This window comes from Verrucosispora sp. CNZ293 (assembly GCF_002754655.1).
In genome coordinates this window covers 1370518-1393221 of record NZ_PEFR01000001.1, presented here as the reverse complement: position 1 = coordinate 1393221, position 22704 = coordinate 1370518, and the positions used below count along the sequence as shown (strand labels likewise).

The window sequence follows — 22704 nt, the reverse complement described above, 5'->3', positions numbered from 1 at the left end:
CGTGAAGCGGGCGCTGCTGGTCGGGGTGGGCAGCTACGCCAACGAGGCGCTGCCCGCCCTCGACTCCCCCGCCAGCGACCTGAAGGACTGGGCCCGGCTGCTGCGGGATCCGACGCTCGGCGCCTTCGACGACGTACGCGATCTCCTGGACGCCGACTCGCACCGCCTCCAGCTCACCCTCTACGACTTTCTGACCAGCGCCGATCCGCACGACTTCCTGCTCGTCTACTACTCCGGCCACGGGCGGCTGCACCACGATCACCGGCTCTACCTCACCGCCACCGACACCGACCCGGACCGGCTCCCACCCACCTCGGTGCCCACCGACGAGTTCCGCCACTGGGTCGACGAGTGCCGTGCCAGCGAACTGGTGCTGATCCTCGACTGCTGCCACGCGGGCGCCTTCGGCGACCTCAAACAGCGCGGCGACCGCAGTCGGATCGTCGTGGTCTCCGCCGGGGCGACCGAGCTGGCCCACGAGGGTGACGGCCACAAGCAGCACGCGCTGCCGTCGGCGTTCTCCGGTCCGTTCCTGGAAGGTCTGCGCACCGGCGGCGCCGACCGGGACGGCAACGGGATCATCAGCGTGCGGGAGGCCTTCGAGTACGCGGCCGTGCGCATGGTCGACCGGGAACGCCGGCAGACCCCCCAGATGCGCGCCGCCGGCGTCGGGGACCTCATCCTCAGCAACGCGCCGCGCCGGCCCGAGTTGATCCCGGAGGAGCTGCTGGCGCTCACCCGCAGCCGGCTGGCGGCAGCGCGGGTGCTGGCCGTGGACGAGCTGAGCAACTGGGCGTACGGCCACCAGCGCAGCCGGGAACAGCTGGTTGCCGCCTTCGAGACGCTGGAGAGCCTGGAACGGGATCCGGCGGAGCGGGTGGCCGAGCGCGCCCGGCAGGCCCTCTCGGGCCGACTGCGGGTGACCCGGGCCGAGGTGACGGAGGATCCCGGGCCACCGGAACCGCTGGGCGAGCCGGGCTGGGCGGCCGGCAGCACCTTCTACGAGGTGAACGTCCGGTTCTTCTACGACTCCGACGGCGACGGCCACGGTGACCTGCGGGGTGTCACCGAGAAGCTGGACTACCTGCGCCGCCTCGGGGTCGACTGCCTGCTGCTCAACCCGATCATGGCGGCCCCGTCGCCCGTGGACGGTCGGGCGGCCGCCGACTTCGAGGCGATCGACGAGGGCCTCGGCGCGCCGTCGCACCTGCTGGAGTTGCTCAGCCTGGCCCACCGGCAGGGGTTGCGGGTGGTGCTGGACCTGGTCCTCAACCACACGAGCGACAAGCATCAGTGGTTTCAGGCCTCCCGCAGCGACCCGACCGGACCGTACGGCGACTTCTACGTCTGGAGCGACAGCGGCGAGGGCTACGCCGAGGCCGACGACCCACTCGGCAGCCACGGCGCGGGATGGACCTACGACACCCGCCGCCGCCAGTACTACTGGCACCGCTACAGCCGGTCCGAGCCGGACCTGAACTACGACGCGCCCGAGGTACGCACGGCGATGCGCGACGTGATGGCCTTCTGGCTCCGCCAGGGCGTCGACGGGCTACGCCTGCTCACCGTCCCGTACCTGTTCGAGCGCAGCGGCACCTCCAGCAAAGGGCTCGACGAGACCCACGGCTACCTACGCGAGCTGCGATCCTGGTTGGACGCGACGTACCCGGGCCGGATCCTGATCGCCTGGAGCGAGGACTGGCCGGAGGGGGCCGGCGCCTACTTCGGCACCGCCGAGCACCCCGAGTGCCACCTGGTGATGTACGCCTCGCTGATGCCGAGCCTGCTGCTGGCGATGCGGCGGGAGGCGCACCGGCCGGTGTCCCGGGTGCTGGCGCAGATGGACGACCAGCCGGCCGACCGGCACTGGGCGGTGTTCCTGCGCAACGGCGACGAGATGTCACTGGGTCTGCTGCACGAACGGGAACGCGACGACCTGCTGCACGCGTACGCGCCGCTGGCCCGGATGCGGGGCGCGACGGGCATCCGGCGACGCACGGCGACCCTGCTCAACGACGACCGGGGGCAGCTGGAGCTCGCCTTCGCCCTGCTGCTGTCAATGCCCGGCGTGCCGGTGCTGTACTACGGCGACGAGATCGGCATGGGCGAGAACCTGGCGTTACCGGGCCACCTGGCGTTCAACACGCCCATGCAGTGGGCTCCGGACCGCAACGGCGGCTTCTCGGTGGCGCAGCCGGAGAACCTGCCGGCTCCCCCGATCCACGAGTCGATCTACGGCTACATGGCGGTCAACGTGGAGAACCAGCTCCGTTCGCGGTCGTCGCTGCTGCATGTGGTCGAGAAGCTGATCGAGACCCGGCACGCCTGGCCGGCGTTCTCCCGACCCGGCTGCCGGATCGTCCGTTCCACGAACCCAGCCGTGCTGGCGTTCCTGCGCGGTGAATCCGGCGACGAGGTGCTGTGCCTGTTCAACTTCTCCCGCTACCCGCAGACCACGACACTGGCCCTGACCTCGCACGTCGGTCGCCGGCCCCGGGAACTGATGGGCGGGGCCGAGTTCCCGCGGGTGCCGGACTCGGGCGAGTACGACCTCGGCGTCGCCGGTCACGGCGTCTTCTGGCTCTCGGTGGCCGCAGGCCGAGAAACGGACACCACGGCGGCGGGAGACAGCTCGTCCGAGCGTCATGTCACCGCGACATGATTATCCGTCCGAGGACGCCATTGCCTCTCACCGTGGGCGGCGGCTGCGGGCTCATCCGGTGCTGGACCGCCGCGCGTCGGCGGGCCAGATGACCGTGGTGGGGATGCCCCGCTCGCGGGCCCAGCCGACGGTCCGGTCGGTCGACGCGTCGTGGCAGCCCGGCTTGCCGTCCCAGACCGCCAGCAGCTGCTGCACCCGCAGCAGCAGTTCCCGGTTGGCGGCCACGTAGGCGGCGGTGCCGGCGGTGCGGTGGCCGGTGTGCAGGACCCGGGTGGCGCTGGCCAGTAGCTCGTCGAAGGTGCCCCGAGCAGCCGGGGCGATGGTGTCCCGGTAGTCGGGGGCCGGCAGGATCACCTCGTACGTGCCACCGCCGTCCAGGACCGCACGGGCGAAGATCTGGTCGGTACCCGCCGCCAGGCAGGTGACCCCGTGCACCGGCCGGTCGCTGATCCGGCCCAGCTCGATCCGGATCGCCTCGGCGACCAGCCGTTCGGTGGCCGGGGTCAGGTTGATGTGCCCGGTGACCCCGACCCGGACCGGTTCCCGTTCAGGCGGCATCGGCCGCTCCCTCCCGCTGGACGGGTACCGCCGGACTCAGCCGGATCAACTCGAATCCACTGTCGGACAGCACATCGGGCAAGGCCCGGATCTCCTCCCGGTTCTGTTCCTTTGCTGCCGGTGGCAGCTCGTCCCACGGTCGCAGCAGATGATGCCGGCGCCGGACGTCGTCGCGCGGCTCACCGTACGTCCACCCCTCGGAGCGCCGCTCCCGGCACCACCGTTCGTGTTCCAGCCGGGCCAGTTGCTCGATCCGGTCGTCGATGGCCCGGCCGGCGGCCGAGGCGTCACCGGCACCGCCCTGCCGGGGGGCCACCACGCAACCCAGGTTCAGCAGTTTGGCGGCGATGTCCTGGACGTGGCTGCGGTTGGCGCGGCGCAGCGACTCCGGCAGCCGGGACCAGGGCACCATGGCTGGCGCGGCGCCGAGGCGTACCCCGGCCCGCTGCTGGGCGTGCAGGTACCGCCTGTGGATCTGCTGGGCGAGTCGTTCGGTGAGGTCCTCGGCGATCAGCCGGGCGTCGCAGGCCTGCGTCAGCACCGGGTACAGCCGCAGCTTGCCGTGCACCTCGTCGAGCAGGTCGTGGCGGGCGTCGCCGTGGAACGCGGCGGCGAGCGCCGCCTGCCGGTAGACCGGCACGAAGACGATGCTGCGCGCCCCGCGCCAGAGCGCCGGGGTGTCCAGCGCGAAGCGCAGGCCGCTGATCTCGTCGGTGGCGCAGATGTAGATGCGGTCGTAGCTGCCGGGGGCGAACTGGTCCAACCCGATCAGCCCGTCGATGTCGCGGTCGTACCCGGCGAGCCGGCAGACGTCGTTCAGGAACGGATAGCGGGAGGTGGCGAGGGCGAGTTCGGCGCGGGCGTCCGGTGCCACCAGGTCCACCCGCAGCCGGCGGTCGGGCCCACCCTGGTCGGCCTGGTACGCCCGCCAGTGCCGGGCGGTCTCCACCAGCAGGGCCCGGCGGAAGCTGCCGTCACCGGCGATGAGCACTGTCGTCGGCCGGTCCGGCGCCGACGGCAGCGGGTGGTGCCGGTGCAGCGCCCGGGCGGCGATGTCGTCGACGTGGAAGTAGTCCAACCGCAGCCGGCTGGACCCGGCGGCACCGAGCCGCCGGGCCTGCAACGACAGGCACATCTCCGGGTCGTGGACCTGCACGTACACCCGGGGTGGGTGCCGCCGGTCCTGGATCAACCGGTTGGCGGTGTTCGCGATGGCGTGGTTGCGGTCGTCGTCGTCGGTGCAGGCGTAGACGGTGTGTGCCCGGGGCAGGCCGGCGCCCCGCAGCACCTCGTCGTTCGTCGGATCGCCGACCACGCCGAGGTAGCGGCGTCGCCGGTACTCCAGGGGCCCGAACGGTTCGGAGCGGACGACGACCACCCGGCCGCCGTCGGCGTACAGCCGGTCGGCCAGCATGTGCGCGAACTGCGAGTCGCCGCAGACGACGGCGTGGCCACTGGCCCGGCGGGCCCGCCGCCGCCGGATCTCCGCGGCCAGCAGCAACCGACCGGCCTCGGCGACCGCCAGCAGGGTGAACAGTGGAGCCATGAACCGGGCCACCTGCAACTGCCACGGATAGGGGCCGGGCTCCTCGAAGAGTTCGGCGCTGAGGAAGAACAGTTGCAGGTCGTAGTAGAGGATGTCGTACCGGTCCGCGATGGCGTCGGGCCGTACCTGCGACAGGCGTTCCAGACCGACGTAGCCGAGCACCGAGGCGACCAGGCCGATCACCCCGAAGACGACCCGCAACCACCACGCGGCGGGCCGGGCCGCACCGGGGGCCGGCTGGGTCATCGCACCAGCCACCGGACTACGACCATGCGCGCCATGCTATTGGACAAAATCGATCACCAGGGCCTGCGACGTGCCCGGCGGCCAGGCGCTTTTCGCAGGTGACGCCGTTTCACCGAGGTCGAGCTGTCGGAGTTCAGCTCGACATGACCCGGGCGTGCAGATCGGTGACGACCTTGCGGGCGGACTCGAACGCCCCGGCCTGCCAGGCGATGTAGTGACTGAGGTGGTCACCGGCGAAGTAGACCCGGCCGTCCGGCTCCAGCAGCCGGCCGTACTGACCGCTGCTCCGCGAGGGCCACGACACCCAGCCGCCCTCGGAGTAGCGGGTGCGTTCCCAGGCCACCGAGAACGACGTCTCCAGTTCCGTCCGGTACGCCTCGCCGTGGATCTTCACGCCCTGGGCGACGGCGCGGGCCTCCCGCTCGGCGGGCGTCAGCGCCGCGTACGCCTGGGCGTTGGCGCCGAAGTTGTAGTAGCCGACCACCACGCCCTTCGCGCCGTGGTAGCCGTAGGAGGGGTACCAGACGGTGGCGAGGTCCAGGTTGGTGTTGGTGATGCCGGAGTAGATGTTCTCGTCCTGCTCCCACCACCGCCGCCGGTACTGCAATCCGATCTTGCCGGTGGCGTTCGGGACCGCGTAGGCCAACGCGTCCCGGACCGGTTGGGTGAGATTGGACGGGATCTTCGCCAGCACGTGCGGTGGGATGGTGCACACGCAGAAGTCGGCAGTGGCGGTACGCGTCCGGCCGCCCGGCCCGTCGTAGACCACCGTGACGCCGGAGCCGGTGTTGGAGATCGACCGCACCGCGGCACCGTAGGTGACGAGGCGGCGACCCACCGCCGCTTCGAGGGCGTACGCGATGCGGTCCATCCCGCCGACCGGCTGGAACATCAGCATCGCCTGGTCGTAGCCGAACTCGAAGGAGATGTAACGGCCGATGCCGCTGGCCAGTACGTCAGGCAGTGGGTACGGGGTGAGTTTCGGGGTGCCCGCCTCGAAGCCGGCGCCCGGCTCCACCAGGTAGCCGCGTCGGTTGGTGCCCGCGTACCGCCAGCTGGCCGCCGGGTCGTCGGCGACCCGGCCGCCGATCGCGCCGAAGCCGCGCAGGAACTCGAGCAGCCGTTCCTTGTCCTCACCCGTCAGGTAGGTGTCGAGCGCGCCCTGGTCGGTGGCCTTGGCGAGCAGTTCGGAGACGTACCCGTAGACGTCCGCCTTGGCCTCGCGGTGCCGGACCGGCCGGCCGGACAGCGCTCCGGCGTTCTCGTTGACGTAGTAGGCGTCGGCGTTCTGGTTGCCGAAGATCTCGATCGGCACGCCGAGTTCCCGGCAGTAGTCGAGGGTCACCATGTGCTGGGCGATGCGGGCCGGTCCGGCGTTGAGGTACTGGCCGTCGGCGAAGCGGGCCCGCTGGGTGCGCCCGTCGAGGTCGGTCTCGGTGGTGCCGCCCCGCACCGTCCAGTTGCGTCCGCCGGGCCGGTCACGCGCCTCCAGCAGCCGCACCCGGTAGCCCGCCTTGCCCAGCTCGTACGCGGTGGCCAGGCCGGCGATGCCGGCCCCGAGCACCAGCACGGACTTCGCCGACCGGCCGGTCAGGGTGAAGTCGGACCGGTTCGGCGCCCGGAACGGTGGGGCCGCCTGCGCGGCGGGCGCCAGGCCGAGGGCGCCCATCGTCCCGTAGAGCACACCCGCCCCGCCGGACACCCCGACGGCCTGGAGGAACTGTCGCCGTGTCGTCGGTATCGTCACCGCCACCTCCCACTCAAGATCGATGCTCGACGATCTCAGCGGTGGGTTTCATCGACGGATCTCTGTTGTTACGCGTGGATCACCGGCCCGGTTCGACAGGTGATCCACGCGAGCGGCGGGAGACCGTCAGCGGTAGCCGGCGGCGATGATGTTGGCGTGCACGGCGTTCTCGGTGGCATCGGAGGGATAGCCGGCGACCATCGCTCCCTCGTAGAAGGTGCCGGCGCTGAGGTTGGCCCCGCCGTCGGGCTTGCAGCAGTCCCCACCGCTGCCCAGGACGATCGCGCCCTGCTTCTTCATCGGGCTGTAGCCGGGCGGCAGGGGTCCTTCGTAGAGCGTGTAGAGGCTGCCGGACTGGGCGTTGCTGCCCTTGATGGCGAAGCGGGTGGTGCCGTTGTTCTTCAGGGTGGCGGTGACGAACTTGTGCGGGAAGGAGCGCTGGTTCGGGTTCCACGACTGGCTGCCGCCGGGGAACAGGCCCCACTCCAGGTCCGCCTGCACCCACGGGCCCGTGCCGGAGCAACCGCCGAACCAGCACTGGGTACTGAAGTTGATCGCGTCCATCGCGCCGGCCGCGTCGGCCTTGCGGGTGGTCTCGCTGTTGCCGTAGTCGAAGCAGCAGCCGTTGTTGACGTGGGTACCGCTCGTCACCATGTACATGCCCTCGGGCGCGCTGCCGGTCGGCACGCCGGTCAGGTGACCGTCGCGCCAGTAGCTGTTGCCCGGGTTGATGTACAGCGAGTACGCCTTGCTGCCCCCGACGGTCAGCGACTCGGTGGTGGCGATCGCGGGCCGGCTCTGCGGCGAGCCGGGGACGACTGTGGAGCCCTGGTACCACAGGTCGTTGCCCCGGCCGGACTGGTCGTAGATCACCGTGATCACGCACTGCGTACCGGCGCAGAACGAGTCCTGCGTGGCCGCGTTGGCGGTGCCGCCGGTGGTCAACAGGCCGATGTCGCGGGTCGTGTTGTCCGACGAGCGCCGCACCTGGTAGAGGTTGCCGCGGTAGGCGGCGTACAGCGCCCGGGTCGTGCTGTGCGCCGCCACGCACGCCGTACCGCCGGCCGCGTAGATGTCGCAGGGCAGCGAGCCCGCCGGCGGGGTGGGCGGTGGACTCGTCGGCGGGGGCGCCGGCGAGGTCCACTGCTGGTTGGTGCCGCCGTGGCAGGACCAGAGGATCATCTTCGTGCCGTTGCCGGTGCCGGCGTTGTTGGCATCCAGGCAGAGCCCGGACTGCACGCCGGTGATGGTGCCGTTGGCGTTGACGTTCCACTGCTGGTTGGTGCCACCGTGGCAGTCCCAGATGATGACCTGGGTGCCGTTGCTGGTGCCGGCGCCGTTGGCGTCCAGGCACTTGGTGCCGTACACCTGGAGTTGCCGTCCGGAGGTGTAGGTCCAGGTCTGGTGGGCTGCGCCGGAGCAGTCCCACAGCTGGGTCTGGATGCCGTTCGTGGTGCTCGCGTTCGGCACCTCGAGACACCGTCCGGAGGCCACGCCGGTGATCACGGTGCGCTGGCCCGGGACGATGGCCTCGGCGATCACCGCGCCCGGTGCGGCGACCGCGACCTGGACCTGCGGGGCCAGGATGGCCCCGCCCACCAGGATGAGAGCTGACGCGCCGATGGCCGCCAGCCGTCGGGGACGATGACGGCGACGTCTCGCAACGATCATGATGGATTCCTCCGGGGTGGTGGTGGAGGTCTGGTGCGACTCCCGGAAGCATAGAGGAACTTAAACATAATTTGTATGACGTCCGACGATCCTCGTGCGACTGACGTCATCCAGCTACCGGCGCGTCCTCCTGCGGCAACGGATGGATCGGCGTGACGGTGGGGACGAAGGCGACCACGTCGAAGCTGTCGACGAGTGAGGGCAGTTCGTAGTAGTGGTCCTCGTCGTGGTCGGCCTGGTAGAGACCCGAGATCAGTCGGGTCCGGCACGGCCGTTCGAGCCGGTCCGCGAGGTTTCCGAGGGCGGCCGAGCGCAGATCGATGACCCGTTCACCGGGTTCCTGGAGCAGCAACGCCTCAAGTGACGACGGGACGGGGCGCGGGATGTCCGTCGCGGGGATCCGGCCGTGGCCGAAGGTGAGGTGGACGGCCGCGTAGCCCTCCCCCAGGGTCGCCCTGAGGTGTGCGCCCATCATCGTGTCGCCGTGCGCCGCGACGTGGGCGCTGCCCTCCCAGAACACGATCCGGTCGCCGGTACCCCGCTGATGATCGAGGATCCGCTCGGCCGCCGCATGCTCCTCCGCTGCCGCGTCGTACCCGGCGCCGAGGGCGTGGGCGTGGAAGTCGACGATCCCCTCGATCAGCCGTAACGCCTCGTCGCGCCCCGGGCTGCCGTCCACCTGGGCGGCCAGGTCGCGGGCGGTGCGGGCGAGTTCGACGAAGGGCACGCCCGGGTGGGTGCCGCGCAGGCGTTGAACGTGCTCACCGTTGTCGTGGGCGGTACGGATGACGTCGAAGATCTCGCCGATCCGCGCCACGGTCGCCGGGTCCGAGGGAGCGAGCAGCGCCACGACCCGGTCGTAGTCGGCCGGCAGCGTGCGGCGCCCGTTGACGGCGATCACGCTTACCCGATCGTCGGGGTGACGCTCGTTGTGCCGGCGCAACCGGACCAGCGCGTCGCGCATCTCGATGGTCCGCCACGGACCCCACGCCTGGCTGAGCGCCGCGTCCAGGTCGACGTCCTCGCCCCGGACGTACCTGTCGTAGAGGTCGCCGACCCGCTGGTTGTCCAGTAGCGCGACGACCCGGAAGCCGCGCCGGATCAGCGCGTGCGTGGTCTCCTCGACCAGGCGGAAGGTCTCGGTGGCCTCCCGGGTGCTGGTGCCGAGGCCGACGATGGTGGCCGTCTCGACGAGGGCGGCAAGCCGCTGGGCGGACGACGGGACCGGAGTTTGGAGATCACTCATGCACCCGACGATCGGGGTTCAACATATGGTGAAGTCAAGCCCGCGGAGACAGTCACGTTCGCGGAGGAGTCACCGTGCCGGATCGTCCCGCCCGATTTCGCACAATCGACCGCCCGACTCCATCGCCGCGAGCTGCGCCTTGAGGTCGCGTACCCGCTCCTCGACCTCGGTCACCAGCCGACGGGCGACCTCCGCCCACTCGTCGGGCGTCGGATCGGCCGACAGGTCGGCGAAGAGGGCGGCGATCTCGCGGACGCTCAGCCCGGCTCGCTGGGCGAGTTTGGCCACCTGGATCCGGCACGCGGCGGAACCGTCGAAGCGACGCTGGTTGCCGGCGGTGCGTACCGCGTTGATGACCCCGTGGGTGTCGTAGAACCGGACGGCGGACGGCGCGACGCCGCTGTCGACTGCGACCTCACCGACGCTGAACGTACGAGGGGAACCCGTGAGCACTGTCATGACCGCAGGATAGGCACGCGGGCGACTTGACTTCAACATATGTTGAACCTGCACCGTCTGGGACATGACCACTTCGACCGACCACCACAGCAGCCTGTCCCCCGCCGCCGGCCGACGCCTGGCCGTGATCTCGGGCAGCGTCCGCAAGGACCGGATGGGGCCGACGATCGCCCACTGGGTGGCCGCCGCCCTGAACCCTGCCGCCGCACCGGAGCCCGCTGCCGCCCTGGCGCCTGCTGCTGCCCTGGCCCCCGCTGCCGCCCTGGCCCCTGCTCAGGTCGACCTGATCGACGTGGCCCAGGTCGAGCTGCCCGACGACAGCCTGCTCTATCCCGGCGGCGGGCCGAAGAGCGAGGTCGCCGACCGGATAGCCGCAGCCGACGCGTTCGTGTTCGTCACGCCGGAGTACAACCACAGCTACCCCGCCTCGCTGAAACGACTGATCGACTGGCACTACGGCGAGTGGCGGGTCAAGCCCGCGACCATCGTGGCCTACGGCGTGCACGGCGGGTACGCGGCGATCGAACACCTGCGCGGGGTGCTTGCCGAACTCAGCGTGGTGACCACCCGGCGGGCCCTGGGTCTGCGGGCACCCTGGACGTCCCTGGACGACCAGGGCCGCTACACACCGGACGCGGAGGCCGCCCGTGGCCTGACCGCGAGCCTGGCCGAACTGCGCTGGTGGGCGGAGGTGCTGGCCGACGCGCGCCGGGACCGCCCCTGATGGCCTGAACGCCGAGCCGGCACCCGGTCACCCATCGCTTCCATCGTCGGAGACTGAGATGCCCAGCTCGGTGAGGAACGCTGTCGCCGCGGGGGTCAGCGTGGTCCGGTTCCAGATGAGGTGCTCGATCCGGGCCGGAGCGTCCCGCACCGGGATGGTGACCACACCCGGCAGTTGGGGCGCGTAGTTCGACGGAAGCAGGGCGATGCCGAGCTGCCGCCGGACGAGCCGGGTCATCATCGAGTCGACGGTGCTCACCTCGAAGGCGACCTCGCGGTGCACTCCGGCGGCGGCGAACGCCTGGTCGGACTGGGCCCGCCCCGCCGTGCCCGCCGGCAGGTCCACGAACGCCTCGGTGGACAGCCGGGCGAGGTCGACCTCGGCCTGACCGGCAAGTGGATGTTCGGGGGCGACCACGGCCACCAGCCGGTCGTACGCCAACCGCCTGGCGACCACCCCTTCGGGCCGGGCGGTCACCGGAAGTCCGAGAAATCCGATGTCGACGGCGCCCTCCTTGACCTGGTCGATGAGGTGTTCGCTGCCACCGACGCGCAGCCGGATGCGGACGTGCGGATACCGCTGGTGAAAGGCGTCGAGCGCGGCCGGGATGTCGACCGCCGCGACGGTCGGGATCATGCCGACGGTGAGTCGACCCCGGACCTCCCCGACCGCCGAGGCGACCTCGGCGGCGGCCCGCTCGGCCGCGTCCAGGCACTGACGGGCCGCCGGGAGGAACGCCTCACCGGCCGGGGTCATCCGCACCCGGCGGCTCGTCCGGTCGAAGAGGCGGGCGCCGAGTTCCCGTTCCAGGCGGGCGATCTGATGGCTGAGCGCGGACTGGACGACCAGACAGCGTTCGGCGGCACGGGTGAAGTTCCGCGTCTCGGCGACCGCCACGACGTACCGCAGCTGCTGAAGCTCCATCCATCAATCGTGGATCACGATGGATGAGCTGACAAGGATGTGTTGGACTCATAAATGCGGAGCGTCGATCCTGATTCGCGTGACGAACCTGGTGCCACCTCCGACCGCCGGTCGCCTCGCCGCCACCGCCACGACCGCCTTCGCGCCCGCGGTGTGGGGCACGACGTACGTGGTCACCACCGAACTGCTGCCGGCCGGCCATCCACTCTTCGCCGGGCTGATCCGGGCGCTGCCGGCGGGCCTGGCCGCACTGGCGATCGGCCGGGCACTGCCGCGCGGCACGTGGTGGCTCAAGGCGGCGGTGCTTGGCGTACTCAACATCGGTGTGTTCCTGCCGCTGCTGTTCGTCGCCGCCGAGCGGCTACCCGGAGGAGTGGCCGCCACGCTGGGCGCGGTGCAGCCACTGGCCGTGGCGATCCTGGCCGTCACCCTGCTGCGCCAGCGCCCGTCAGCCTGGAGCTTCGCCTGGGGAATCGTCGGCGTCGCCGGGGTCGGGCTGCTGGTCATCGGCCCCGACGCGGATTTCGACATGATCGGACTACTGGCCGGTCTCGGCGGCGCCGGGGCGATGGCGGTCGGGGTGACACTCACCAAGCGATGGGGACGACCCGAGGGGGTGGGCCCCACGGCGTTCGCCGGCTGGCAACTCGCGGCCGGCGGTCTGTTCCTGCTTCCGGTGACGTTGCTCTTCGAGGGGGCGCCGCCCACCGTCGACGCCAGCGCCGCGCTCGGCTACCTCTGGCTCGGCCTGCCCGGCGGCCTGCTCGCCTACATCCTGTGGTTCCGCGGCATCGCCACGCTGCCGGTCACCTCCGTCGCGGTGCTCACCCTGCTGTCGCCGATGGTGGCGGCCCTGCTCGGCGCGCTGCTGCTCGACGAGTTGCTCACCCCGATCCAGGCGGCCGGCTTCGTCCTCTGCCTCGCCGCAATCGTCGCAGGCCAGGTCAGCCCGACGCGCGCCAAGGCCACCACCACACTCACCAAGGAAAGGATCAACAAATGAGGATCACTGTCGTCGGAGCCACCGGCATGGTCGGCTCGCGCGTCGTCCGCGAAGCCCTCGATCGAGGGCACGACGTGACAGCCGTCTTCCGAGGCCGACGACCGGCCACCCTGCCACCCGCGGTGATCGCCGCACGGGGCGACGCCATGGACGTCGACCAGATGAAGCGGCTGTTCACCGACGCCGACGTGATCGTGGGCGCCACCCGCCCCGCGCCAGGCGCGGAAAGCACCGTCACCGCGACCACCCACGCCCTGCTCGACGCCGCCGCCGCGACCGGAATCCGCATCCTGCTGGTCGGCGGTTCCGCACCGCTGCTCAGTCCGTCCGGCGGGTCGGTGCTCGACGACCCCCGGTACGTACCGCCGGCCGTACGCGACATCGCCGCCGCGAGCGCGGCCCAGCTGGACGTCTGCCGGACCCACGCCGCCGACTGGGTCTACCTGAGCCCACCCGCCCTCCTCGAACCCGGGGCACGTACCGGCCGATACCGACGCGGCGGCACCGCCCTCGTGGTGGCACCGGACGGCTCGTCCCGGATCTCGGCGGAAGACCTCGCCGTCGCCGTCGTCGACGAGGTGGAGCGGCCCGGCGGGGATCGCCACTTCACCGTCGGCTACTGAGTTCAGCCGGTGACCAGCGGGTCGTGTACCCGGCCGAGGAACAGCGGTACGCCGGTGACCCGGTCGTGGATGACGTACAGGAACGGCCGGTTCACGAAGAACTGCGGTCCCTGCGGGATCGACGGCGGCCGGATGATGACTGCCGACGCGGCGGCCGCCTCGACACCCTTCTCGTCCACCCCGATGAACGTCTCGTGCACCACGTCGTCGATGCACAGCGCCGGGTCGGTGGTGCTCATGCCGGTGAAGTCGGCGTACGGCGTGAACGCCGTGGGCATGCCGAGCCCGCTCAGCGCGGCGCCCAACTGGGCCGGCAGGCGGAACGTCCACCGGGGCATCCGCAGTTGAATGTCGGTGAACTGGAAGCCTGCGAACAATGCGCCCAGCCACGCCGCGTCGAGGTTCGCCTCGACCGCGGCGAGGTTGTCGCGGGTCGGCATGACAATTGCCATGGCCAGCCCGTCACCCGCGAGCGGCACGTCGACCGCCCGCCAACCGTCACCCAGGACGTGCCCCATCCGGTCGAACGGGCCGCGCATCATCGGCACCTGGACGACTGTGCCGTCGTCCCGGGTGAACGGTTCGTCCATGGTGGCCGACGCCCGGAAGGGGTAGTACCAGGCCGCCTTCAGGTAGGCCGTGTTGGTGAGCATCAGGCTGGTGTCGGAGCGCACCGAGTCCGGGGCCAACAGCTCCGGGATCTTCGCGTTGGTCCGATCGGACACCCAGGTGTTGATCTCCTGGCGGGCCGCCTCCGGCGCGCCCCGGAAGTCGACCGGGTGCGGGACAGCACCGTAGTAGCCGGCCAGGGTGTCCTGGAACCCGGACCGCAGGCCCAGATCGAGCCGGGTCCACACGGCGTTGGCGGTGGTCACCCGGGGCTGCCGCACTCCGTCGCCATCCTGGAACCGTGCGGCGAGCGACTGGTCGACGGTGTTCAGCCCGCTGTCGAGCGCGCCGGGCCGTGGATGCGGCGCGTGCAGCACGGCATCCATCTCGTCCGCGGTGGTCGATCCGGCGCCCGCCCTGGCCATCGCGAGGGCCAGTTGGACCGAGTACGGCGCGCACACCACGTTGCCGCCCGCATGGCTCGACGCGATCGTGCGGTAGAGGTCGGCGGTGAAGCCGCGTACCGCTGACGCGGCAGCCTGCATCGTGGCCGGGTCGGGAGGTACGCGTACCGGGACGGTCGAGGCGGATGACCCGTTGAGCCGGGCGTGACCTGGGGTGGCGGTGAGGGCGACGGCGGCGAGTGGCACCGCCCCAAGAATCGATCGACGCGAGACCATGTCTGCGACGGTAGTGCAGTGTTACGGGGACGTGGCGAGAGAAGGTCCAGTATGCATCGAAGTTAACCAATGTTCGTTACTTGCGTACGGTGTCCGCCCATCAGGCAGCGGCAGAACACGCGATGCGAATGCGGGCGACGGCCGACACAAACGGCGGACTGGCTTTTGCACGACCGGCTCTGCAACAGCAACTCTCCCTCTACAAGGATCGAGGCTCAACGTACGCGGGCAGGACGGGAGCCAGGGCGTGGTCGAGGACGACCTTCGGTACGAGCCGCCACAGCACCGCTTCGACTGGTTAACGCAGCTCAACCCGGTCACATGCCTCGTTGTCGGTGAGGTACCCGAACGCGATCGGGATGTGGTGAGCACGCTCGCCAGCGAGGTGCGGCAGACGCCAGCGAACCCCTTGGTCCGACGGCTGCTCCGTCAGGGCGTATACGCCCTCAAGCGCGCCGACTCGTGGCATGCTGCCATCATCACATCTGGCGGCGAGCCAGCACGGCCAGAGAGCGCTCGGTCCCGGTACGCCGAAGACGGGCACCTGGTGAACGTCGGCATCGTGTACGAGACTCTGTGGCCGGAGGCCGAAGCGTTCGCTGGGCGAGCGAAGTTCCGACGTGGCGACATGGTCCGCACCAGGAGTGGCGCTGGCGGTATCGGCCGCGTCAAGGGGGCCTTGTCACTGGCCGGCACATACCAGTACCAGGTCGACCTGCACGGCGAAATCAAGCGCTACAACGAAGATGCTCTCGTACTTGTGGTCGGCGACCCGCGAGACCCCGCCTTCTGGCTGTCGCAACCGCCGGTCGGCGCCGAGGATCTGTCCCTCACTCTGACCTGGACGAAGCTACGCCACCCGCTGACGGACACGCTGTACTCGTTCGCCTCCAGCAAGACCCTGTTCCGGGCGTACCAGTTCAAGCCAGTATTGAAGGTGCTCAACGGATCATCGGGGCGGCTGCTAATCGCCGACGAGGTGGGTCTCGGCAAGACGATTGAGGCGGGCCTCATCTGGAGCGAGTTGGAGCAGCGATCGCGACTGGACCGGGTCCTTGTTGTCGCCCCAGCGGTGCTGACCCTCAAGTGGAAGGCGGAGATGGGTCGGCGCTTCGATCGCCAGCTCGAGATCCTCCGGCCACGCGACCTCGCTGCGTTTGCCGAACGACTGGGAGACGGAGACGAGCCCAGCCTGCACGGCGTCGTTTCGCTTGAGTCACTGCGCGGAGCCGACGGCGTCCTGGAGCAGCTCAACGAGCTTCAGCCACGGTTCGACCTCGTCATCGTCGACGAGGCCCATTACCTGCGGAACCGGGAGAGCAAGTCGCACGCTCTCGGACGACTTCTCGCCGACTGGTCCGATTACCTGATCTTCCTCTCCGCGACGCCGCTCAACCTCGGCAACAACGACCTGTTCAACCTGATGAGCCTGCTCGACGAAGGCCACTTCGGTGATCGCGCAGTCTTCGAGGCCCAACTGGAGCCGAACCAAATCTTGAACGACGTCGCCCGGTCACTACTCCGTGAGGGGCGCAAGACACCGCGCCAGCTACTACGCCGCCTGTCGGATCTGGATTCGCTCCAGTTCGGCTCGACCATCACCGATCGACCGGACTGTGACCTGCTCCGTTCGCTGTTCGATGTCGACCGACCACTTGACCACGACGAGGTGGCCCGGTCCCGGCGACTCCTCGCCGACCTGAACGTTCTCGGCAGCGTACTGACCCGCACCCGGAAGGCTGAGGTCCCCGACCAGAAGGCGGTACGGGAGGCTCGCAACATCAACGTGGTGTGGACCGAGCAGGAGCAGGCGTATTACTACGCGGTCTACGCCTGGTACATGAGCCGAGCACTGGAGATGAAAACTCCCCCAGGCTTTGCGATGCAGATGCCGCTGCGGCAGGCCGCAAGCTGCATCCCGGCCTCGCAGCAGTTGATCCGGGAGCGGAATCCAGAGCATTTCTGGCGGGAGGTCGACGACCCAGAAGAGGAGATCGCGGCCGACGTAGCAGGCCTGCTGGACGTCCCGACGCTCGCGGTACCGCTACGGGTCGATAGCAAGTACGACCAACTCCTCGCCGAGTTGCTCAAGGTCCGCGCCGCGGGCCTGTCGCAAGTGATGATCTTCTCGTTCTTCCGTCGAACGCTCGGTTACCTGGCGGGGCGCCTGCAGGAGCACTTCAAGGTTCGCGTGATGCACGGCGGCGTACCGATGCCGGAGCGAGAAACGATCATGCGACAGTTCCGAGACGGGCAGTTCGAAATCCTGCTGCTCAGCGAGGTCGGATCGGAGGGTCTGGACTTCGAGTTCTGCAACGTCCTGGTGAACTACGACCTGCCGTGGAACCCGATGCGGGTCGAGCAGCGCATTGGACGCCTGGACCGGTTCGGCCAGGAACACGAGAAGATCTTCATCTACAACATGCATGTGCCCGGGACGATCGAGACGGACATCTTCCAGCGGCTCTATCACCGGATCGGGGTATTCGAGAGCTCCATCGGCGAGTTGGAGCCAATCCTGCGGGAGCATCTCGGCGACATCACCAAACAGCTGCTCGACCCGAAACTCGACGCGGTCGGCCGGCGGCGGGAGGTAGACCGGATCGCAGTGGCGATGCAGCAACGGTCACACGAGATCGAGGAGCTGCGGGCATCGCAAGCTCAATTGTCCGGCCTCGACGGTCTACTGATCGAGGGATTCACGGAGTCCGGACCCGGCAACGGCCGCTTCATCGGTGCCGCCGAGATCCAGCGGCTGCTCGACAAGCTCTTTCAGCGGCTTGGCGGTAAGCGGCGCAAGCCCGACAAGAACGGCATCTTCCTTGTGATCGGTTCGAGAGACCTGGCAGAGCGGCTGCGGTCCAGCCGGGTGGGTGAGGGCGGCAGCCGACTCACCCGGTCGAAGCTCGCCGCCACACTGCAGAACGGGACGCCGCTGGAGTGCACGTTCCAGCCGGAGACGGCGAGCAAGTACGACGCCGAGCTGCTGTCGGGCCGGCATCCGCTGGTGAAACTCGCCCTGGAAGTACTCGACGACGAGACGTTGGAACTCCGCCGGTACGGCTCCGTGGCTGTGCCTGGGCTGTCCCCGGGGAAGCGGTACCTGGTGACAATCGATCTCGCGGAGACGACCGGTCTACGTAAACTTCTCGAACTCTGGGCGACAGCGATCGACCTCGACACGCACCAACCAGATCCTGACGTGGGCGATGCCATTCTCACCGCGCTGGCCGACGGGACGCTCACCGACGGCGGGTCAACCCCGCCTACCGACCTCGATGCCATGTGGCACCGAGCACAGCAGCACCTCGCGCTACGGCACCGGGCTACCGAGCGCCTCCGGCAGAAGGAGAACGCAGCCCTAGTGGAGGGACGGATCCGAGCGCGTGAAGGCTCCCTGGACCTTCAAATTCAGAAGACCCGGGAGACTCTTCAGCGGCTGCGCTTCGACAACCGAGGGCCGAGCATCGTCCGGCTGCACGAGGGGCGACTGCGTAACCTGCAGACCCGTCGCGCCGAAGTCCGCCACGAGCTGGCCGGTCGTAAGGAGCTCGAGATATCGCTGACCGCGGTTGCAGTCGCCCTCATCGAATCGGCGGAGCCCACTCCTTCTCCATATACCAAGGAGTAGGCGGCGTCGGGGTCGTCTCTTCGGCGCTGCGCAGCACCAACTGCGCGTGGTCCCGGCCACGGATCACCGGCCATCGGTCGACCCGCATGTGCACCCGCTTACCGGAGCCGTGCCGGATCAGGATGCGGCCGTCGCAGTAGAGCTTGAACCCCATGTTGCGGCCAAAGGTCAGGCTCACACCGTCCATAGTCTGGCCGTCGAACTTCAGTCCGAGCGGTTCCCCGTTCGTCGCGCGTATCCGCAGGCGGCCGGTGCCGTGCTGCGGCCCAGGGAAGTTCCGGCCGTGGCATTCGTAGCCGAGGTCGGACTGTCCGTTCAGCACCTGCCACGGCTCGTAGAACGGGGTGTACGCGGCATAGAGGGTCTCCTGCCGGAGCTGCCCGCTCTCCTCCCATTCGACGACGAAGTCGAAGCCGGGGCGGTGCAGGTTGAGTCGCTCGTAGCCCGCAGTGTCGGCGAGACCGGCCACGATCGCCTCGTCGGGCTCCACGCCGGCGTTGTCGAACACCTGCGCATTCGGAAAAAGGGCGCCGATGCGTCGCTCCACGTACGGAATGCGGCTCATACCACCGGCGAGCAGCACGTAGTCAATGTCGCGGCTCAGCTCCGCCGGTCCGAGCCCGCGCAACTCGGAGGGCGACCGGTTGCCGCGCTCGGTCAGCCGGGCGGCGCGCAGGGCGGCCCAGACCAACTGCTCGGCGGCGTCCATCTGCGGTCGGAAAGCATCCTCCAACCGCTCACGGGTGTAAGTCAGCACAGGCAACCGTCCGATCCCTCGCGACGGCAACACAATCCGGTGCTCCGGGAGCCGGGAGAGGCTCACCTTGGTGTCGCGGGCCGCGCGGAGCACGAGTGCCCGCACCAACTCCGGATGTGGGGCGGCCTCGAGGTCGAAACCGCGCCCGCCAAGGTCCTCGAATAGGTGCCGGGCGATCGCGTGGTCGAGCATGTCACCCGCGTACGCCGTGCCCAGCGCGGTGAGCACCGACACCTCCGGGTGAGCACCGCCGACGACGTCGAGCACAGCGATGTCCAGGGTGCCGCCGCCCATGTCGAAGACGAGCAGCCGGCCTTCCGGGCGCTCCCCATACGCGAGGAACCGATGGGTGACCCAGGCGATGCCGGCGGCGATCGGTTCGTCGACGAGGGCGGAGTCCTCGACCGGCAGGCCTGCCTTGGCCGCCAGGTCGAGCAGGCGTTGCCGCTGTGGCCCGTCCCACATCGCCGGGCAGCCCAGCCGAAACTCCCGCTCGGCAGTAAGCGGCTCACCTGCCCGCTCCGCCCGCTCGCCGATCTCTGTCAGTACCGCGATGATCACCTCGTCCGCAGCAACGGCCTGCTGTCCGTCCACACTGGGGAGCGAGATCGTCTCCGTGTTCTCGGTGATGGCCCGCTTGACCGAACGGATCACCTGGTCGCTCGGAAGCGCGTCAGCGTCCTCACCGATCAGCAGCGTCTCGCCGCGGTAGCCCGCCACGGACGGAAACCAACGAGTGGTACGGCCTAATGGCGCAATTTCCACCGGCCGGCGCCCCGCCCGAGTCGCCACCAGTGAGGTGGACGTGCCGAAGTCAACCCCGACGGCGTGGCCGTGGGCTCCCCCCATGTGAGCACTCCCTAGGTCGTCGTCACCAACGCCTTCTCGATGAGGACGTCCTCACCGGCAGGGCGCCACCGGTATCCAGGTCGGATGACAGTAACCGCGTCCTCCTTACCTAGGGCACCGACAATGGGCTCGTGCATGGTCGGGTCAAAGGCCAGTTTCTGACCGGCCTGACCGACGGGTTCAAGAGCTTGCGCGGACACCAGTGCCCGCACCCGCTCCACGAGCACCTCCGGGGTCGTCTGGTCGGCGGCGAGTTCCTCCACCTCGGCGGCGAGGTCGGCCAGCGACCGGATTACGTCGATCTGAATCTGCCGGTCCTGGGCCGAGCGGAGTGATGTTGCCTGGCGGTGCTCCGCACGCAGGCTTTCCTCCAGCCGGTCGCACCGGTCGGCCAGCGCGGCAGTCCGCCGTTCCGCCGCCTCAACCCGCTGCTCGGCGGCCGCTGCGTCCGCGCGTGCCCGCTCCACATCCTGGCGCAACGTCTCTATCCGCCGCTCCTGGCTCAGCGTGCCGACCAGCCCGGCCACGACCGGTTCGTCGCCGGCCACCCGGCGAAAGGCTGTGGCCAGCGCGTCGGCCGACAGGTTCGACACGAACTCGCCCGGCAGGCCGAGCAGGAAGCCGAGTCTGATCCGGGACGTGACCCGGGAGAGTTCCCGGGTCACGAGCGGGGTCACGTACTGCTCGACGATCTCGGGACGCGAAGTGACGCCGGCAAGGGGGCCGGTCGCGCACTCAGCGAGGGCGTCGACGCTCACGCCCTCCCACCAGTCCGGGGACAGCAGGTCCTTGCTCCGGAACTTCGCGACTGCGGCGAGCAGGGCGGCGCGGCCGCTGTTGCGACTCAGCGGCAGGTGTGTCACCGCTTGGGCTAGTCCGGTGAGTTCCAGACTCGTACGCTCGTCGCGCGACAGCGCCGGCAGGAGGCGACCGAGCCCAGCGGCAGCCGTGTCGAGGACGGAGACGTCCTGCTCTCGCCGCGGCGAGGCGACGGCGATGATGAGGGACATCAGGGGTGCAGCGGTTGACCCGGGCAGGTCGTCGACCGCCGACGCGCGCCGGAGCAGCCAGGCGGCGGCGGTGAGAATTGCAGAGTCGGGTTCCGCGTACGCACGGAGTTCCTCGGCAGCAGCGGCGAGGACCTGTTCGACGACGGACCCCGCGATCGGCCTGCGCCGACGGGTGCCGTCGATCGCGGCCGACTGGCGCGGCAGCGCGAGCAACAGGCTCTCCGCCACCTCACGATCGTGCTCGGTGAGTGCGCCGAGGAAGTCGTCGATCCGCTGACTTTCGATTTCTCCGAAACGCGCGCCAACGGCCAGCGGCCGCAACACGTAGTCCTGCAGCTTGGCTGGTCGCTCATCACCGGTGAGTTCGGCGATCTGCTCGGCGAAGCTCGGCTGTTTGAATGGAGCAGGCGGCTCCTCGTTCTGTACGGCCGCCACAGTTGCTGCTCGTTCCGCATCCGGCGCCTCTGGCCGCTGGCTGGCCTGTTGTTCCAGTGCTGGAGCAGTCGCCTGGCACGGCGTCATTACGCTGTCCGGGGCGACTGTCTCCCTACGCGTCTCAACGACAGGTGCTGACTCGTCAGGCCGATGCCGGACGGAATCGGGTTCCGGGTCAGCAACTGCCGCAGAAACCCACGACACGGCGGCCTCGGTCGAGGGCTCCTCGGCACCGATCCACCGATAGAGAGGCGCCCCCTTCTTTCCCGTCACCTCGACCTCTGGCTTGTTGCCAAGTGTCTTACTTGCGTTGGTCCACGCCTTCCTCACAGCGGTGGGGTCGAGGCCGAGTTGCACGAGTTCCTGCCTGATGCGGGTGCCGGGCATTGCTGAACGGTGCTCACGTAACAGCCGCAGGATCATGCCCTTGGGGTCATCGGCGAACCAGCCCACGATTGGGGTCGGGTCGACCAGCGCCTGATGGCGTAGTGAGCCGCGCTGCGCGCGCCTGATGGTTCCGCCCGCGACGACCAGTTCCTCCTCGCCGTTGTCCTCCCATCGCACGAGACACCTGGCCCCCTGGACGGACAGCACCCAACCAACCCGGGCAGGTTCGTTACTCCGGCTCGGTTGTCGGACGACGACTTCAGCTCGCTCCACGGCTGAGACTGTAGACGGGGCGGCACGGCCACCTGGATCGGCTTGGCGGGCGGACATGCACCGGCCGAGAAGTCGACCGGCCTGCACGACCCCGCGTCCAGCGCCGGACCCCAGACGACGTGATGATCACCAAGGAGGCACAATCGCGCCATGACAAGCATCTCGTCCTCCCCACAGCTCCAATCCCCACGCGAGCTCGTGTACGGCCACGCGAGGGCCCACGACTGCCTTGCCTTCACCGACGCCGACACCGCCGTCGAGGAGGCCGCCGAAATCGCCGCGATCGCTTCCGCCCGCACCTGGGGCGAAGCACGCAAGGTTGCGGTCCGTCACACCTGGAATCCGACTGACGAAGAGTACGAGGGCAACGATGAGCACGATGATCACGAGCCGTTCAACATCAGCGATGTCGGCGCGGTGAGCGAGGGCGACTGGCCCAAGATGGTGACCAGTCGCGCACTAACCCTCCTGCCGAAAGATCTCCAAGCCCGACACGCCAAGGACGTTCCCACCGTGCTCAACGGCGACTACCTGGAGATCCCCCTCGCCGCTGAGACTGGACTTGTGGCCGCTTTGAGGGAACGCGGCTTCGAGGTGACCCGCGACGACGAACTCATCAACCGGTTGGACGGCTACGCTTTTCTGTACGGCTGACAAACCGTCT

General features: G+C 69.4%; 16 protein-coding genes. 6 read left to right on the top strand and 10 right to left on the bottom strand.

Features of this window, described 5'->3' with window-relative positions:
* Position 1: 1 nt before the first annotated feature.
* Positions 2-2662, top strand: coding sequence for a caspase, EACC1-associated type (locus CLT74_RS06320; protein ID WP_099845711.1), 2661 nt, complete (start codon positions 2-4; stop codon positions 2660-2662).
* 51 nt (positions 2663-2713) lie between these two features.
* Here the strand turns inward: CLT74_RS06320 and CLT74_RS06315 are convergent, their stop codons facing one another.
* The 6 genes from CLT74_RS06315 to CLT74_RS06290 all read right to left on the bottom strand — a co-directional run bounded on the left by CLT74_RS06315 (position 2714) and on the right by CLT74_RS06290 (position 10135).
* On the bottom strand, positions 2714-3220 hold the full coding sequence (locus CLT74_RS06315; RefSeq protein ID WP_099845710.1) for a hypothetical protein: 507 nt from the start codon (positions 3218-3220) through the stop codon (positions 2714-2716).
* Positions 3210-5012: a RyR domain-containing protein gene (locus tag CLT74_RS06310; protein ID WP_099845709.1), complete on the bottom strand. Its 1803-nt coding sequence runs from the start codon at positions 5010-5012 to the stop codon at positions 3210-3212. Before CLT74_RS06310 ends, CLT74_RS06315 begins: the two co-directional genes overlap by 11 nt.
* 133 nt (positions 5013-5145) lie before the next feature.
* Complete coding sequence (locus tag CLT74_RS06305; protein ID WP_099851404.1) at positions 5146-6759, bottom strand: flavin monoamine oxidase family protein; 1614 nt, start codon at positions 6757-6759, stop codon at positions 5146-5148.
* Positions 6760-6885: 126 nt separating this feature from the next.
* Entirely contained in the window at positions 6886-8430 is a 1545-nt protein-coding gene (locus CLT74_RS06300) for an arabinofuranosidase catalytic domain-containing protein (RefSeq protein WP_099845708.1), read from the bottom strand.
* A gap of 106 nt (positions 8431-8536) precedes the next feature.
* On the bottom strand, positions 8537-9676 hold the full coding sequence (locus tag CLT74_RS06295; RefSeq protein WP_099845707.1) for an erythromycin esterase family protein: 1140 nt from the start codon (positions 9674-9676) through the stop codon (positions 8537-8539).
* 69 nt (positions 9677-9745) lie between these two features.
* Positions 9746-10135: a MerR family transcriptional regulator gene (locus tag CLT74_RS06290; protein ID WP_099845706.1), complete on the bottom strand. Its 390-nt coding sequence runs from the start codon at positions 10133-10135 to the stop codon at positions 9746-9748.
* A gap of 64 nt (positions 10136-10199) precedes the next feature.
* On the opposite strand from CLT74_RS06290, the gene CLT74_RS06285 reads away from it, so the two are divergent.
* Positions 10200-10859 (top strand): NAD(P)H-dependent oxidoreductase, encoded by a 660-nt coding sequence (locus CLT74_RS06285; RefSeq protein WP_099845705.1) that lies wholly within the window; start codon positions 10200-10202, stop codon positions 10857-10859.
* 27 nt (positions 10860-10886) lie between these two features.
* On the opposite strand, the gene CLT74_RS06280 is transcribed toward CLT74_RS06285, so the two are convergent.
* Positions 10887-11783, bottom strand: coding sequence for a LysR family transcriptional regulator (locus tag CLT74_RS06280; RefSeq protein ID WP_099845704.1), 897 nt, complete (start codon positions 11781-11783; stop codon positions 10887-10889).
* Positions 11784-11862: 79 nt separating this feature from the next.
* On the opposite strand from CLT74_RS06280, the gene CLT74_RS06275 reads away from it, so the two are divergent.
* Positions 11863-12786: an EamA family transporter gene (locus CLT74_RS06275; protein ID WP_486582038.1), complete on the top strand. Its 924-nt coding sequence runs from the start codon at positions 11863-11865 to the stop codon at positions 12784-12786.
* Positions 12783-13409: an NAD(P)H-binding protein gene (locus CLT74_RS06270; RefSeq protein ID WP_099845703.1), complete on the top strand. Its 627-nt coding sequence runs from the start codon at positions 12783-12785 to the stop codon at positions 13407-13409. The genes CLT74_RS06275 and CLT74_RS06270 overlap by 4 nt, the downstream gene beginning before the upstream one ends.
* A 2-nt stretch (positions 13410-13411) precedes the next feature.
* Here CLT74_RS06270 and CLT74_RS06265 read toward each other — a convergent pair whose 3' ends face one another.
* Positions 13412-14698 (bottom strand): serpin family protein, encoded by a 1287-nt coding sequence (locus CLT74_RS06265; protein ID WP_099845702.1) that lies wholly within the window; start codon positions 14696-14698, stop codon positions 13412-13414.
* A 247-nt stretch (positions 14699-14945) separates the two neighbouring features.
* Between CLT74_RS06265 and CLT74_RS06260 the strand changes: the two genes are divergently transcribed.
* Positions 14946-18329: a helicase-related protein gene (locus CLT74_RS06260; RefSeq protein WP_158240220.1), complete on the top strand. Its 3384-nt coding sequence runs from the start codon at positions 14946-14948 to the stop codon at positions 18327-18329.
* On the opposite strand, the gene CLT74_RS06255 is transcribed toward CLT74_RS06260, so the two are convergent.
* Both CLT74_RS06255 and CLT74_RS06250 read right to left on the bottom strand, forming a co-directional pair.
* On the bottom strand, positions 18283-19935 hold the full coding sequence (locus CLT74_RS06255; protein WP_099845700.1) for an Hsp70 family protein: 1653 nt from the start codon (positions 19933-19935) through the stop codon (positions 18283-18285). The two genes, CLT74_RS06260 and CLT74_RS06255, sit on opposite strands and share 47 nt — an antisense overlap.
* 11 nt (positions 19936-19946) lie before the next feature.
* A complete protein-coding gene (locus CLT74_RS06250) occupies positions 19947-21944 on the bottom strand; it encodes a hypothetical protein (RefSeq protein ID WP_143697093.1) in 1998 nt (665 codons plus the stop codon).
* Positions 21945-22190: 246 nt separating this feature from the next.
* On the opposite strand from CLT74_RS06250, the gene CLT74_RS06245 reads away from it, so the two are divergent.
* Positions 22191-22694 (top strand): hypothetical protein, encoded by a 504-nt coding sequence (locus tag CLT74_RS06245; protein ID WP_143697091.1) that lies wholly within the window; start codon positions 22191-22193, stop codon positions 22692-22694.
* Positions 22695-22704: the final 10 nt, after the last annotated feature.

Coding starts and splice junctions, on each gene's coding strand:
- CLT74_RS06315 (WP_099845710.1), bottom strand. CDS start 3,220: ATGCCGCCTGAACGGGAACCGGTCCGGGTCGGGGTCACCGGGCACATC.
- CLT74_RS06310 (WP_099845709.1), bottom strand. CDS start 5,012: ATGACCCAGCCGGCCCCCGGTGCGGCCCGGCCCGCCGCGTGGTGGTTG.
- CLT74_RS06300 (WP_099845708.1), bottom strand. CDS start 8,430: ATGATCGTTGCGAGACGTCGCCGTCATCGTCCCCGACGGCTGGCGGCC.
- CLT74_RS06295 (WP_099845707.1), bottom strand. CDS start 9,676: ATGAGTGATCTCCAAACTCCGGTCCCGTCGTCCGCCCAGCGGCTTGCC.
- CLT74_RS06290 (WP_099845706.1), bottom strand. CDS start 10,135: ATGACAGTGCTCACGGGTTCCCCTCGTACGTTCAGCGTCGGTGAGGTC.
- CLT74_RS06285 (WP_099845705.1), top strand. CDS start 10,200: ATGACCACTTCGACCGACCACCACAGCAGCCTGTCCCCCGCCGCCGGC.
- CLT74_RS06280 (WP_099845704.1), bottom strand. CDS start 11,783: ATGGAGCTTCAGCAGCTGCGGTACGTCGTGGCGGTCGCCGAGACGCGG.
- CLT74_RS06270 (WP_099845703.1), top strand. CDS start 12,783: ATGAGGATCACTGTCGTCGGAGCCACCGGCATGGTCGGCTCGCGCGTC.
- CLT74_RS06265 (WP_099845702.1), bottom strand. CDS start 14,698: ATGGTCTCGCGTCGATCGATTCTTGGGGCGGTGCCACTCGCCGCCGTC.
- CLT74_RS06255 (WP_099845700.1), bottom strand. CDS start 19,935: ATGGGGGGAGCCCACGGCCACGCCGTCGGGGTTGACTTCGGCACGTCC.
- CLT74_RS06245 (WP_143697091.1), top strand. CDS start 22,191: ATGACAAGCATCTCGTCCTCCCCACAGCTCCAATCCCCACGCGAGCTC.